Origin of the sequence: Beutenbergia cavernae DSM 12333 (assembly GCF_000023105.1) — a bacterium.
Classification (GTDB): Bacteria; Actinomycetota; Actinomycetes; order Actinomycetales; family Beutenbergiaceae; genus Beutenbergia; species Beutenbergia cavernae.
The window spans coordinates 2,555,864-2,569,885 of sequence record NC_012669.1 but is presented as its reverse complement, the minus strand read 5'-3'; the positions used below and the strand labels follow the sequence as shown (position 1 = coordinate 2,569,885).

At 73.7% G+C, this 14,022-nt stretch carries 13 protein-coding genes; 4 read left to right on the top strand and 9 right to left on the bottom strand.

What is annotated here, in order from left to right; genetic code table 11:
- Positions 1 to 14 precede the first annotated feature (14 nt).
- Genes BCAV_RS11510 through BCAV_RS11480 form a run of 7 tightly spaced genes read right to left on the bottom strand, consistent with a single transcriptional unit; the run spans position 15 to position 7,705 of the window.
- Positions 15 to 1,271, bottom strand: coding sequence for an AI-2E family transporter (locus BCAV_RS11510; protein WP_015882777.1), 1,257 nt, complete (start codon positions 1,269 to 1,271; stop codon positions 15 to 17).
- 24 nt (positions 1,272 to 1,295) lie between these two features.
- Entirely contained in the window at positions 1,296 to 2,285 is a 990-nt protein-coding gene (locus BCAV_RS11505; protein WP_015882776.1) for an aminoglycoside phosphotransferase family protein, read from the bottom strand.
- On the bottom strand, positions 2,278 to 2,949 hold the full coding sequence (locus BCAV_RS11500; protein ID WP_015882775.1) for an HAD hydrolase-like protein: 672 nt from the start codon (positions 2,947 to 2,949) through the stop codon (positions 2,278 to 2,280). The genes BCAV_RS11505 and BCAV_RS11500 overlap by 8 nt, the downstream gene beginning before the upstream one ends.
- A gap of 43 nt (positions 2,950 to 2,992) precedes the next feature.
- A complete protein-coding gene (locus BCAV_RS11495; RefSeq protein ID WP_015882774.1) occupies positions 2,993 to 3,361 on the bottom strand; it encodes a nuclear transport factor 2 family protein in 369 nt (122 codons plus the stop codon).
- A 13-nt stretch (positions 3,362 to 3,374) separates the two neighbouring features.
- On the bottom strand, positions 3,375 to 3,878 hold the full coding sequence (locus BCAV_RS11490; RefSeq protein ID WP_015882773.1) for a tRNA (cytidine(34)-2'-O)-methyltransferase: 504 nt from the start codon (positions 3,876 to 3,878) through the stop codon (positions 3,375 to 3,377).
- A gap of 39 nt (positions 3,879 to 3,917) precedes the next feature.
- On the bottom strand, positions 3,918 to 5,090 hold the full coding sequence (locus BCAV_RS11485; protein ID WP_015882772.1) for an AAA family ATPase: 1,173 nt from the start codon (positions 5,088 to 5,090) through the stop codon (positions 3,918 to 3,920).
- Positions 5,087 to 7,705: a hypothetical protein gene (locus BCAV_RS11480; protein WP_015882771.1), complete on the bottom strand. Its 2,619-nt coding sequence runs from the start codon at positions 7,703 to 7,705 to the stop codon at positions 5,087 to 5,089. Before BCAV_RS11480 ends, BCAV_RS11485 begins: the two co-directional genes overlap by 4 nt.
- Before the next feature lie 81 nt (positions 7,706 to 7,786).
- Here BCAV_RS11480 and BCAV_RS11475 point away from each other — a divergent pair, with 81 nt between their 5' ends.
- Positions 7,787 to 8,917: a glucuronyl esterase domain-containing protein gene (locus BCAV_RS11475; RefSeq protein ID WP_015882770.1), complete on the top strand. Its 1,131-nt coding sequence runs from the start codon at positions 7,787 to 7,789 to the stop codon at positions 8,915 to 8,917.
- Positions 8,918 to 8,920: 3 nt separating this feature from the next.
- Here the strand turns inward: BCAV_RS11475 and BCAV_RS11470 are convergent, their stop codons facing one another.
- Both BCAV_RS11470 and BCAV_RS11465 read right to left on the bottom strand, forming a co-directional pair.
- Positions 8,921 to 9,529, bottom strand: a complete 609-nt coding sequence (locus BCAV_RS11470; protein ID WP_015882769.1) for a GNAT family N-acetyltransferase — start codon at positions 9,527 to 9,529, stop codon at positions 8,921 to 8,923.
- Entirely contained in the window at positions 9,526 to 10,803 is a 1,278-nt protein-coding gene (locus BCAV_RS11465; protein WP_015882768.1) for an acyl-CoA thioesterase/bile acid-CoA:amino acid N-acyltransferase family protein, read from the bottom strand. Before BCAV_RS11465 ends, BCAV_RS11470 begins: the two co-directional genes overlap by 4 nt.
- Before the next feature lie 67 nt (positions 10,804 to 10,870).
- Here BCAV_RS11465 and BCAV_RS11460 point away from each other — a divergent pair, with 67 nt between their 5' ends.
- The 3 genes from BCAV_RS11460 to BCAV_RS11450 all read left to right on the top strand — a co-directional run bounded on the left by BCAV_RS11460 (position 10,871) and on the right by BCAV_RS11450 (position 14,021).
- On the top strand, positions 10,871 to 11,575 hold the full coding sequence (locus BCAV_RS11460) for a dienelactone hydrolase family protein (RefSeq protein ID WP_015882767.1): 705 nt from the start codon (positions 10,871 to 10,873) through the stop codon (positions 11,573 to 11,575).
- Between the two features lie 134 nt (positions 11,576 to 11,709).
- Positions 11,710 to 12,738 carry a LacI family DNA-binding transcriptional regulator gene (locus BCAV_RS11455; protein ID WP_015882766.1) on the top strand — a complete coding sequence of 343 codons (1,029 nt, stop codon included), beginning with the start codon at positions 11,710 to 11,712 and terminating at the stop codon, positions 12,736 to 12,738.
- Complete coding sequence (locus BCAV_RS11450; protein WP_015882765.1) at positions 12,735 to 14,021, top strand: ABC transporter substrate-binding protein; 1,287 nt, start codon at positions 12,735 to 12,737, stop codon at positions 14,019 to 14,021. The genes BCAV_RS11455 and BCAV_RS11450 overlap by 4 nt, the downstream gene beginning before the upstream one ends.
- The last annotated feature ends 1 nt before the right edge of the window (position 14,022 follow it).

Below are 14,022 nucleotides of genomic sequence, written 5' to 3'. Positions count from 1 at the left end.
CCTGTCGGCAGGGTTCAGTCGCCGGTGGAGTCCCTGGTGGCGAGCTCCCGCGCGGACGGCAGGGCGCCGTCGAGCGGCGGATCCTTGACGTGCAGCTTCGAGTACACGGTCCAGATGACGGCGATGAGCGGAATCGCGATGACGGCGCCGAGCAGGCCACCGAGGAACGTGCCGGCCGTGACGCCGAGCGCCACCACGACCGGGTGCAGCGACACCTGCTTGCCCATGACCAGCGGCTGCAGGATGTGGCCCTCGACCTGCCCGATACCCGCGATGCCGATCGTCACGATGACGGCCGGCCAGAAGCCGTTCGCGGCCAGCGCGACGATCGCCGCAATGATCATGGCGGCTGGCGCGCCGATGAGCGGGATGAACGCACCGATGAAGACGAGCACGGCGAGCGGTGCGGCGAGCGGGACACCGACGATCACCAGCAGGATGTAGGCGAGCACCCCGTCGATCACGGCGATGATGACCGTGCCGCGGGCGTACCCGGAGAACGTGTACCAGCCCGCACCGGCCGCGCCGTGCACCGTCAGGCGCGAGCGGGACGGCAGCTCGTTGAGGAACCAGCGCCACATCCGCGCGCCGGAGACGAGGAAGAAGATCGTGACGAACGTGCCGAGTGCCAGGATCGTGAACGCCTCGAACACCCCGCCGGCGTTCGCGAACACCTGACCGGCGAGCTCACCGGAGTGGTCGACGAGCCACTGACGGCCGGTCTCGATCCAGTCGTTGATGTCGTCCGCGGTGATGGTGATCGGCAGGTTGCTGTTCTCGAGCAGATCGAAGATCTGCCCGATGCCGTCGTTGAACTGTTTCGCGAGGTCCGTCCACTGCCCGGCGACGGAGTAGACGACGTACGTCAGCAGCCCCGCGAAGAACACGATCGCGGACAGCATCGCGACGACGGTGGCAATCGCTCGCGGCATCCAGCGTGAGAGCCAGCTGACGAACGGTTCGAGCACCGACGTCACGACCAGCGCGAGGAACACGGCGATGAAGACGATCTGGACCTGCAGCAGCCCGTACACGACGATCGCGATCGCGGCGATGACGACGAGGAACCGCCAGGAGTACCCGCCAGCCTTCCGCACCCACATCGGCGTCCCGTCGCCGACTTCCGTCGCCCGGGCGGACCGCTCGGGGAGCTTGCGCACGTGCGCGTGGGAGCTGCGTGTCGAGTGGAGGGATCGCGCGGAGGAGGAGCGGACGGACGCCGGCTCGGGGGGCGGGGGCTCCCGTCGCGCCGACAGGCGCGGCAACCTCATCATGACTCCTCTCGACCGGCCCGTTCAGTGTGCCTCAGCAGCTCGCGATGCACCTGCCCACACGCGCGCTTCGGCGACCTGACGTTGCAGGTCGGGGACCCGGGCGGCGCGTTCGGCGGCGGGCACACGGTCCACCTGCCACCACACCGACTCGATGCTGCGCGCGAGCGACCAGGCGGTGATGCGCCCGGCGGGGATCCCTGCGGCGCCGCCCACGAGCCGTGCCCGCTGCGCGAGCTCTCCGGCGGGGTCGCCGGCCGCGAACGGCTTCCCGATCTGCTCGAGCAGCGGCCACGGGTCGTACGCCGGGTCGCCGATCATCGGCTTCGGGTCGATCGCCCGCCACTCGCGGCCTCCGGCAGCGGTGTCCAGGAGCATGTTCCCGGGGTTCGCGTCGCCGTGCAGCAGCACCTGGCGCACGTCGTCGGTGACGAGGTCGCGGAGCAGGCGGACGCCCTCGCGGACCAGCATCGGGTCGGGGTCGAACCAGTGCGCGTGCCGAGCGTGCCGGTCCTCCACCTGGTCCGCCCAGGTGGCCGTCACGTCCGCGAGAGCGGGGTAGCCCGACGGCGGCGCGGCCTGGGCGTGCAGGTCCCGGATGACGACGGCGCCCGCGTGCAGCCGCGTCGCGTCGCTGGTTCGCACGTCGTCGGCCAGGGTGGTCCCGGGGTGGACTCGGTCCAGGAGAAGCGCCCAGTCGGTCGCGTCCGAGGCGAGGAGCCGCACCGCCCCACGGCTGGCCCAGTGGTGCAGCGCGGCTGCCTCGCCCTGCGCCTCGTCGTGCGGGAAGACGATCTTGAGCACGACGTCGTCGCCGTCCGCCGTCCGTGCCGGTGCCGTCCACCCGGCCTGGCCGGAGCGGAACGGATCTCCGAGGCGCAGCGACCACCGCCGGCGCGCGCTCTCGACGAGGCGCGGCAGGTCCGCGAGCCAGGCGGCGCCGTCGGGCTTGTCGCGCAGGTGGTCGAGCGCGGGCGGGACGACGACGCCAGCCGGCTCGCCAGCGTCAGGCACGGCTCCGCGGGCGCACCCCGAGGAGGCCGGCGAGCTGCTCCGGCGACGTCGCGACCGCATCGGCGCCGGTCGCCTCCGCCGCGTCGCCGTATCCCCAGGTGACGAAGATGCAGCCGATCCCGCGCGCGCGTGCCCCGATGACGTCGTGCTCGCGGTCGCCGACGAGGACGGCTCCGGTGACGTCGTGCCCGAGCGTGGCGAGCCGGTCGAGCGCCTCCGTCACGACGACCGCCTTGTCGCTGAGCCGCCCGTTCTCCCGGGCGCCGGCGACGACGTCGAAGAAGGGGAGCAGGCCCGTGTTCGCGAGGATCCGCTCGACGAACTCGACGGACTTCGAGGACGCGACGGCGAGCGCGCGCCCGTCCGCGCGCAGGTCGTCGAGCAGGTCGCCGATCCCCGCGAACGGCTCCGAACCGAGGAGGCCGGTCGTGCCGTAGTGCTCGCGGTAGGTGTCGATCGCGTGCTGGAGCTCGGCGCCGTCCTGGCCGGTGAGCCTGCGGAAGTTTGACTCGAGCGGGGGGCCGACGAGCGTCCATAGCTCATGGACCGGCGGGACGGGGTACCCGAGCCGCCCGAGGGTGTGCGCCATCGATCCTGTCACGCCCGGGGCGGAGTCGGTGAGGGTTCCGTCGAGGTCGAAGAGCACGCAGGCGGGAGTCGTCACAGCCCGAGAATAGGGAACGCGGCCGGCATGACGCCGCCACCGCTCACGTCGGGAGCGGCGTGTGCTGATGGGCGGCGACGCGCCAGGAGCCCTCCGAACGCCGGAACGTCGTGGACAGCAGCGCCTCGTACGTGTCCTCGCCCCGGACGGCCGCGACCCGGTAGACGAGCTGGGCCGCGTCCCGACCGAGGCTGACGACCCGCGGCTCGGTGATCTCGTAGGAGTCCCACGGCGCCGCGGAGTCGATCGCGGCAGGTGTGCTCGCCCGGTCCAGCACGATCCCCGGCACGACCATGACGCCGTCCGGAGTCATCACGTTCCGGTAGTACGCCCCGCCCTCACCGCGCCGCAGTGCTTCCCAGCCACGGTGCTCCTCGCGGAGCAGGACCTCGAGCAGGTGCTCGTCACGCATGGCGGGCTGTACCTCACTCCGTCGGACTGGATCCCGGCGCTGCGGCTCCGGGGTACCCATGCTGACGCCACACCTCGTACACCGCTACCGCTGCGGCGTTGGCGAGGTTGAGCGAGCGCAGTCCCGGGAGCATGGGGATACGGACGCGGTCGGTGAGGCGAGGGTCGGCGAGCACCTCGGGGGGTAGGCCGGTCGGTTCCGCGCCGAACAGCAGGGCATCGCCGACGGCGTACCGGACGTCCTCGAACGAACGCTCGGCGTGCCCGGTGAACGCGTACACGCGGGTGCCGGACCCGACGGCGTCGAGCGCGGCGTCCAGGTCAGGGTGCACGACGACGTGGGCGAGGTCGTGGTAGTCGAGGCCGGCGCGGCGCAGCTTCGCCTCGGACATGTCGAAGCCGAGCGGCTCGACCAGGTGCAGGGTCGCGCCCGTGAGCGCCGCAAGCCGGATCGCCGCCCCCGTGTTCCCGGGGATGCGCGGTGTGTGAAAGATGAGGTGGGCGATCGGGCTGGTCATCGCCGCGATCGTAGCCGCGAGCCGTTCACGGCCGCGCCGTCAGCGCTTCGGCCACTGCCAGGGAGGAGCCTCGAGGCGCCCCTGCCCGACGACGACCGTCTCGCCGAGGTCCTTCGCGAGCTCCACCCTGGCCAGGTCGACGGCGCCGGCGGCTGCCCTGCCGACGAGGTCGACGAGGTGGGCCGCGTGCGTGAGGAGGACGACCTGCGCCTCCTCGGCGGCGGCCACGACCAGCTGCGCGAGGCTGGGCAGCAGGTCGGGGTGCAGACTGGTCTCCGGCTCGTTGAGCACGAGCAGCTCCGGTGGCCGCGGCGTGAGGAGCGCGGCGACGAGCATGAGATAGCGCACGGTGCCGTCCGAGAGCTCGGCGGCGGCCAACGGCCGGAGCATCCCGGCCTGGCGCAGGGCGAGGCCGAGCCGAGGCCCGTCCTCCACGAACTCCACGCGGGAGCCGTCGAACGCTGCCGCCACGGCGTCGGCGAGCAGGTCCTCGCGCCCGATCTCCTCGATGGTCGCGAGCGCGGCCGCGACGTCGGCACCGTCGTGCGCCAGCACCGGGGTCCGTGTGGCGAGGCGCGCCTCGCGGGCCGGAGCCTCCGGATCGGTGCGCAGGTGGTCGTAGAAGCGCCAGCCGCGAAGGCGCTCCCGCACCTCCCGCACCTCGTGCGCCTGGTCGGACCCTGCGAGCTCGGTCAGGATCGAGTCCGACCCGGCGATGGTGCGCGTCTGTGCCCACGTGCGGCCGTCGCGGATCCGCACCGCCGCTCCGGCGCGCTCGACCAGCGACGTGGCCGGCCGGAGCACCGACCCGGACCACACCGCCTCGGCCTTGATGCGCGGGTCCAGCGGGAACCGGCCCGATTCCGAGTGCGTCGGCAGGCCCAGGTCCACGGCGTACCCGAAGGAGTCGCCGCTCACGCCGAGCCGCAGCCGGACCGGCCCCGATCTCACGGTGCCCTGCACGGGTACCTCGCCGGCCCGCATCGCGCGGGACACGACCTCCGGCCCCGCCCACCGCACGGAGTCCAGCCCGCCGGACCGGGCGAGCGAGGCGATGAGGTCGCCGCTCCCGGCGTCCGCGAGGAGTCGCATCGCGCGATACAGGCTCGACTTGCCCGTCCCGTTGGCGCCGGTGACGACGGTGAGCCGGCCGAGCGGCACGACGACGTCGCGCAGGGACCGGTACCCCTCGACGGCCAGCGTCTCGATCACCGGGCGACGGTATCCGGATCCTCCGACAGCAGCGCTCCGTCGACCTCCGCCGCGGGTGCCGGCGCGGGGGCCGGGAGGGGCGCGACGAGCTCGTCGCACATGGCGTCGACGCGCGTCCACAGGTGCGCGTCGACCCAGTACCCGGTGTGGGTGAGCACGGGCGGCAGCGGCTGGCCGAACACGTACCAGTACGTCGGCGGGTCGTGCAGCACCTCGTCGACGGCCGCGGGGACGGCCGAGCCCGGTCCGCTGACCGGTCCGCCGATGTAGTCGGTGACGTAGTACAGGTTGCGCCAGTGCACCGGCCCGATCCCCGCATCGCCGTCGAGCCCGGCCAGGAGCCCGTCGCTGAACAGGGCCGGGAACGCCCAGCGGTAGAGCTTCGCGAGCGGCGACCCGACGCTCAGGAACCCGACACGCGGTTCGCCGTCCCGCCGCTCGGAACGCTGGACGAGCGCGGCGGCCGCCACCACCGACCCCTGGCTGTGCGCAGTCAGGACCACGCGGCCCTCGTTGTCGTGGAGCCGCCAGATGCGCCGGACGAGCTCGGGCACGGCGCGTTCGGCGTACGCCGGCGGCGCGAACGGGTGGAACGAGCGCGGGAAGAACGTGCCGACGTCGAAGAGCGTGCCGAGCACCCGACGCTTGCTCGCATCGCGGAACGTGAGGGCGAGCAGGGCGACGAGGAGCGGCGGCACGGCGACGGCGATCGTCACGCCGAGCGTGAGCGCGACCGTCGGGAAGGGGCGTTCGAGGATCCAGACGGTGTACTCGACGACGAGCATCCACACCATGCCGACGACGACGATCCCCACGAAGAGGATCCAGGCCCGCGTCGTGGTGCGGGCGAGGTAGCGCATGAGCGCGACCTTCGACACCCACGCCGTGGGGCGGTCGGACGGCGGTGTGCTCGCCCCGTCGCGGTCCGCGGCGCCGTCGGCTCCGCGCCACCGGGTCGCCTTCCTGGGCGGGTGGCGGAAGGCGGAGAACCACCACGCGGACTCCGAGCGCGGCTCCGGGGTCGGGGCGGGCTCGGGCGTCGCGGGCAGGCCGTAGTCGCGCCGCAGCCGGGCCGTGAACGCCGCGAGGCGGCCGGGGGAGCGGACGACGAGGGCACCGACCCCGATCCCGCCGGCGAACAGCAGGACGGCGGCGAGCAGTCCGAGGGTCAGCGCGGACGCCGTGGCGCCGACCGCGGGCGGGAGGTAGACGGTGACGCCGGTGCCCGGAGGGCCGGCGCCGTCGTCGGCCGGCACGTCGCCCGGGGCGAAGCCCCACGTGATCTGGCCCAGCGAGCGTGCGACGAGCGTGATGACGGAGAGGATGACGGCGTTCGCCAGCATGAGCGCGACGGCGTTGAGCACGAACGGGGCGCCCCACGGGAACGTCGCCGGCCTCTCCTTCCGCTCGACCGTCCAGCGTCGCCACCAGGTGGCCGGTCGCCACCACTGGCCCGGTCGGCGGGTGAGCCACGCCGCGATCTGCTGGCCGGCGAGCGGGACCCAGAGCGCGAACGTCAGGATCCAGCCGACGTTCACGATGCCGCGCATCCCGGGCAGCATCCCCGGGTCCGTGGGGGCGGCGGGGAGGGTCCACGCGACGACGGCGGCACCCAGGAGCACGGCCGCCCCGGCCCCGTAGAGCCCGGTCGACCAGCGCCGGTCGGCCTCGTCCTCGCCGAGCAGCGCGACGACGAGCGCGATGACGACGCACGCCAGCCCGGCGACGATGCCGGCCGCCGTCCGGGAGGGCTCGGCGCCGGCCTGGGCAGCCACCTCCCGGACGCACGCCGCGAGCACGGCCGCGAGTCCCGCCAGACACACCGCGAGGTGCAGCCGGGACAGGTGCCGGTGCCACAGCTGGCCGTTCCAGAAGTCGGGGTGCCGCAGGCCGCCGTCGAGCGCCGCGGCGCAGCGCCGCGACGGCGCGGCCTCGGCCATGCCGACGGAGCGGACCTGCCCGGCCACCTCGGCCGTCGCCTGCGGCGTCACGCGGATGGGCGGCGGGACGCTCTCGTAGGCGATGCGCGAGCGGTAGGACAGATACGCGAACACCGCGATGACGAGGAGGACTCCGACGGCACCGACGACGAGCCGGCGGCCGGGACGGTCCGCCAGGCCCAGGATCGCGGGGTCCCACGGAACCCGTCCGGCACAGGCGGCATCCCCACCGCACTGGTACGCGACGACGTCGAGCGCCAGCAGGCACACCATCAGCAGCGTGCTGACGGTCAACGCGAGAGCGGCGACGCGCGCCGCCCACCGGAACATCACCGTCGTCGGCGCCCGGCTCTCTTCCTCCGGGCCGGACGTCAGCCGGCGGCGCGCCATCCAGCCGCCCATGTTCGCGAGCATGCTCGGCAGCAGGAGGAGCCAGAGCGCGCGGGTGCGGCTGCGCGAGGTCAGGCCGCCCCACGAGTAGGCCTCACGGTGCCGGCCGCGGGTGTCACCCGTCCGGTAGAACCCGGCCACGCGATCGCCGGCGACGTGCTCCGGCGTCAGCGTCCCGAGCAACGACTCCGGCGGTGTCCCGCCGACCCCGTGGATGCGGATCTCGGTGAGTCCGCTCAGGGGCACGGGCGCAGGTGCCGGACCGCTGGGGACCTCGTCGCTCACGCCGCACCTCCGGGTGAGAAGTCTAGGAGCGTCGCGCCCGGCCGCCCACAGTGGTTTCCCTGATCCTGCCAGGATGGGCGGATGACGGCCGAGCTCACCGACGCGTTCGGGGTGAACCTCGACGAGGCGGCCGTGGGCCGCGTGGACCTCCTGCCGGTCCCTGACGGCGCCACCTGGGGCGAGCGCCGGGCGCGCATCCTCGAGCTGTTCGGTGACCACGTCTACGGCGTGAGCCCGCCGCTCGACGTCGAGCTGGCGGAGCGGGACGTCGCGGCGTCGTCCGGTGACGGCATCGCGGTGCGGCAGTCCCGCCTCGTGATGTCGCGGGCCGGCCGCGAGCACGGCGTGGACCTCCTGGCGCTGGCGCCTCCGCGCGTGCGGGTGGTGGTGGTCGCGCTCAACTTCGACGGCAACCACACCGTGAGCGCCGATCCCGCGGTCCGGCTGCCCGCGACCTGGGTCCCCGACCGCGCGGGCGTCCCCACCCGAGGCACCACGGCGTCGGACGAGGGCCGTGGAGCGCTCGCCGCGAGCTGGCCGCTCTCCCTGCTCGCGGACGCCGGCATCGCCCTCGTGACCGTCTACGCGGGCGACCTCGCGCCGGACGACGCCGGCCTCGGCGCCCGGTCGCTGACGGCGACGCTGGACCTCCCGACGTCGGGAGCGCCGATGGGCACGATCGGCGCGTGGGCGTGGGGGATGCGGGCCGTGGCCCGGCACGTCCACGGGATGTTCGACGGCGTCCCGGTCGTCGCGCTCGGGCACTCGCGGCTCGGGAAGGCCGCGTTGTGGGCGGCCGCGCAGGACGAGGTGTTCGACGCCGTCGTCAGCAACCAGTCGGGCTGCGGGGGAGCGGCGCTCACCCGGCGGCGCTTCGGCGAGAACATCGCGGCGATCACCACGCGCTTCCCGCACTGGTTCACGCCCGCGTTCGCGACGTACGCGGGACGCGAGCACGAGCTGCCCGTGGACCAGCACCTGCTCCTCGCGGCCCTCGCTCCGCGCCCCGTGCACGTCGGCAGCGCGGCCGACGACCTGTGGGCGGACCCCGCCGGCGAGCACGCCGCGGTCCTCGCGGCGCGGCCGTTCTACCGGGAGGGCGGCGGGAGCGCGCTCGGCTACCACCTGCGCCCTGGTGCGCACGCGCTCACGGCCGAGGACTGGGGCCACTACGCCGCGTTCCTGCGCGCCCACGTCGCCCCTCACGGCTAGCGCTCAGAGCACCCGCCGCATCAGCACGCGCCGCCCAGTCGCCGGCGCGGCGGGCTCGAACCCCGCCTGCTCGAACATGCTCACGGTCCCGGAGGAGAGCTGTGTGCGGCGGCCGGTGCCGGGGTCGGTGACGGGGTACGCCTCCACCACCGTCGCTCCTCGGGCGGCGGCGCGGTCCACGGCGGCGGCGACGAGCGCGCCGGCGAGGCCCCGACCGCGAGCGGTCTTGGCCACGTACACGCACACGATCGACCAGACGTCAGGATCGGCGGGGTCGGTGAGTTCGAGCCCGCGGGTGTGGAACAGCCGCTGGAACTCCGCACGCGGGGCGACCTGGCACCACCCGACCGGGACGCCGTCGAGCCGGAGCACCAAGCCTGGTGCGTCGCCGGACGTCACGAGTCCCTCCAGCAGCTCACGGTTCTGCTCTCCGGAGCGTCCGGCGAGCTCCGCGTTCGTCAGCCTCCAGAACGAGCACCAGCACCCGGCGTACCCGCCGTCCGCTCCGAGGAGCTGCGTCACCTCCGGCCAGCGGTGCGCGTCGGCCGGCACGATGCGCACAGCGTCGTCGTCAGGGGGCCGATCCCCGGTCAGGGCAGCGCGATCGGTCATCGGTGTCCCTCCAGCGCGTCGGCCGAGACGGGCGACGGCGTCGCGGCGCCGAGATGCTCGGCGAGGAACGCCAGGGTGCGTCGCCACGCGTCAGCCCGCGCGGCTGCGTTGGCCTGCGGGTCCGCGCTCCCGGCGGCGAACGTCACGCCCGGGCCGGGGCTCGGCGCCTCGACCGAGGAGGTGTACGGCGGTGGCGCAATCGCGTGACCGGCGTCGGCGTAGTGCGCGTGCTCGTAGTCGTTCATCCGGTCCATGGCGTAACGACTCAGCTCCAGGCAGGGCCATCCCTGGTCGCGGCCGGCCGTGACGAACAGGACCGCGCCGCGCACGCGTTCCGCTGGGATCGTCGCCTCCGTCACGAGCGCCGGGTCGGCGAGGTCCGGGCGGTACGTGCCGGCGAGCGACACCGGTGCGCCGCGCTCCACGTCGCTGACGAACTCAGGGGTGAGGGTGTGGGGCAGGTAGGGGAGCGGGCGTCCCTCGAACGTCCAGGACGCTCGTGCGTCCGTGAGGATCTGCAGCAGCGAGGGGTGCGGTGGGATCCCCTGGGTGACCAGCCCGCTGCCCACCGTGCTCACGACGGCCGCCACCTCCGGGAACGTCGCGCCGACGAGCAGTGCCGCCTCACCGCCGCGCGAGGCACCGATCACGCCGACCGCCGGACCGACGTCGGGCATGCCGCGCAGGAGCTCGATCGCTGTGCCGAAGTACTCCAGCGGCACGTCGACGAGCCCGGTCGGCAGCCCGGGGAGGCCGAAGTAGGCGAGCGCGAGCGCGGCGAACCCGTGCCCGGCCAGGAGCGCCGCGTCGCGTTCGTGCATGCCGCCCTCGGCGCCGCCGAGCAGCACCACGCCCGGCCGGGGACCGCGCCCCGGCGGGGTGAACAGCGTGCCGACGACGCCTCGGTCGCGGATCTCGGTCCGCGTGACGCCGGGCGGGCGGCGGAGCCGGTCGACCACCAGCACGGCCCGGTTCCCGACCTGCGTCGTGGCGGTCAGGCGCACCGAGAGCGGGGCGAGCGGGTCCGCAGCGACAGGTGGTCCGTCCATCGACCAGAACAGGCCCATCGCGTCGACGCCGCGGTAGGTGCCGTCCACGGGGGCCTGGGCCTGGAGGTCGACGCGGCCGCCGGCGTCGGCGACGAACGTCGCGCTCGCGGAGCGTCCCGCCTCCACCGCCTCGACGGTCACGGGTTCGCCGGGGTCGGCACCCGTGACGACGAGGCGCAGGCGGGCGTCCTGGGTGGGGTGCGTGGGTTCGGCAGTGAGCTCCATGGGCCCATGCTGCGGTCGGCTCGGTGACACCTGCCTGTCACCGTCCGGGCTGCGAGAGAATCGCTGGATGGCGACGACGCGGATCAATGTGCCCACCGGCGACGGCGACATGCCCGCCCTGCTCGACCTTCCGCCGTCGGGCACCGGCCCCGGCATCGTGCTCGTGCAGGAGATCTTCGGCGTCGGCGAGTACGTGCGTACCCGCGCCGCTGACCTCGCGGGCCTCGGCTACGTGGTGGTGACGCCGGAGCTGTTCTGGCGGCTCGGGGTCTCGGCCGTGGACGACGGCGCACCGGGCTTCCTCGAGGAGGGGATGGGCCTGGCGCAGCGCCTGGACTGGACGACGACCGTGGCCGACGTCCGGGCGGCGCTCGCCGGGCTCCGCGAGCGTCGCGAGGTGAGCGGCGGCGTCGGCCTCGTGGGCTTCTGCTTCGGCGGCGGCGTGGCGTTCGCCGTCGCGGCCACCGACGACGTCGACGCGCTCGTGAGCTACTACGGCTCGGCGCTGCCCGGCCTGCTCGAGCTCGCGCCGCAGGTGGCCGCGCCCAGCCTGCACCACTTCGGCGAGGCGGACATGTTCATCGGTCCGGACGCTCAGGAGGCGATCCGCGCCGCGGTGACGGCGACGGGCGGGGCGTTCCTGACGTACCCGGAGGCGGGGCACGCGTTCGACAACCCGCACCCCGCGTTCCACCACCCCGACGCGTCGCGGGAGGCGTGGCGGGCGACGACGGCGTTCCTCGCCGATCACCTGCCCGTCGCCGTCGGCTGAGGCCGAGCCGCGCCGAGCCGAGCCGCGCACGCGCGGTCAACGGTTCCGGCGTCCCGGTCTGAGCACGATCGTCAAACCGGTTGACTGCATCGTCAAACCGGTTCTACCCTCGCTCGTAACCACGAGGGAGTGTGATGAGCAGACCGACGATCGGCGACGTCGCTCGTGTGGCCGGGGTGACGAAGGCGACCGTGTCGCACGCCTACAGCGGCAAGCGCCCGATCTCCGCCGCGACCAAGGCGCGCGTCTTCGCGGCCGCCCAGGAGCTGCAGTGGGTGCCGAGCTCCAGCGCACGCGCTCTCGCGACGCGGCGGGCGAACGCCATCGGCATCGTGCTGGCGCGCGAGCCCGCGATCCTCGCGTCCGACACGTTCTTCCCGGCGTTCATCTCCGGCGTCGAGACCGCCCTGGCGGAGCACGAGGTCGCGCTCGTCCTGCAGGTCGTCGGGTCCCGCACCGCCGAGGAGCGCGCCTATCGCGCGATGGCGAACGGGCGAGCCGACGGCGTCATCGTGCTCGACCTGCACCGCACGGAGTGGCGGGTGCCGTTCCTGCAGCAGCTGCGCCTGCCGGCGGTGCTCCTCGGCGCGTTCGACGGACCCACCTCGTTCTCATGCGTTCGCACCGACGACGCCGCCCCCGTGCGCGAGCTCGTCGCGCACCTGCGCGGACTCGGTCACGAGCGCATCGCCCACGTCGCCGGGCCGCTGGACTACGTGCACTCGCACGCCCGCGCGCAGGCCTACCTCGAGGAGGTGGGCACGCCCGAGCTCCTCCGGGAGGGGGACTTCGGCGCCGGCAGCGGCCGCGCCCTCACGGCCGAGCTGCTCGAGCTGGCCGACCGTCCGACGGCCATCCTCTACGCCAACGACACCATGGCCATCGCCGGATACTCGCTCGCGCGCAGCCGCGGACTCACCGTCCCGGACGACCTCGCCGTCGCCGGTTTCGACGACGACCACCTCTCCGCCTACCTGACGCCGGCCCTCACGAGCGTGTCGTCCGACCCGCTCCAGCGAGGGCGCGTCGCGGCCGAGCGCCTCCTCGCGGACCTCGCGGGGGAGCCGCCGCGCCAGGTCACCGTCGACTGCACAGTCCTGCGCCTTCGCGCGAGCACCGAGGCCCGCGCCGCACGTGGCCACCAACCCGAGGAGACCTCATGAGATCCATCCGCATCGCAGCCCTCACCGGGGCGCTCGCTCTCGTCGTCGCCGGCTGCTCGTCCGGGGGCGGCGACGACGACTCCGGTGACGAAGGCGCCGCCCCGAGCGGCACCGGACCCATCGAGATCTGGCTGTCGAACAACGAGCAGGAGCTCGCCTGGGGCCAGGCCGTGGTCGACGCCTGGAACGCCGAGCACCCCGACGAACAGGTGACGGCCCAGGAGATCCCGGCCGGCGCGTCATCGGAGGAGGCGATCACTGCCGCGATCACCGCCGGCACCGCACCGTGCCTGGTGTACAACATCGCGACGGCGGCGGTTTCCGGCTGGGTGCGCCAGGGCGGGCTGGTCGACCTCGCCCAGTTCGACGGCGGCGCGGCCTACATCACCGACCGGGGCGGGGACGCGGCGGAGGCGTATCAGACGGACGGCGGCTACTACCAGCTGCCCTGGAAGTCGAACCCCGTGATGGTCATGTACAACAAGGCCCTCTTCGAGCAGGCCGGCCTGGACCCGGAGGATCCCGGGATGGCGACGTACGACGACTTCCTCGCCGGCGCGCGGCAGATCGTCGACTCCGGAACGTCGCAGAGCGCGATCTGGCCGTCGCCGACGAACGAGTTCTACCAGCCGTGGTTCGACTTCTACCCGCTGTACCTCGCCGAGACGGGCGGGACGCAGCTCGTCGAGGACGGCGCGGCGACGTTCGACGACGAGAACGGTCTCGCGGTCGCGGAGTTCTGGGCCACGATCTACTCCGAGGGCCTGGCGCCGCAGGAGGCGTCGACCGACGACGCGATGTCGACCGGCACGACGGCGATGCAGCTGGCCGGCCCGTGGGCGATCGCCTCGTACTCCGAGAGCGTCGACGTCGGGTTCATGCCCGTGCCGACGTCGAGCGGCGAGGAGGACGTGTACACGTTCGCGGACTCGAAGAACGTGTCGATGTTCACGTCGTGCGAGAACCAGGCCACGGCGTGGGAGTTCCTCCAGTTCTCGACGAGCGAGGAGCGCGACGGGCAGCTGCTCGAGCTGACCGGCCAGATGCCCCTCCGCCTCGACCTCGCGGCGACGTACCCGGACTACTTCTCCGCCAACCCCGCCTACGAGGTCTTCGCCGGCCAGGCCGAGCGTGCCGTCGACGTGCCGAGCGTCCCGAACTCCGTCGAGGCGTGGCAGGCGTTCCGCGACGAGTACTCCTCGGCCGTGATCTTCGGGAGCATCGGCGTGGACGAGTTCCTGGCGAACGCCGCCACCACGATCGACGGCCTCGTGGCGGAGTGAC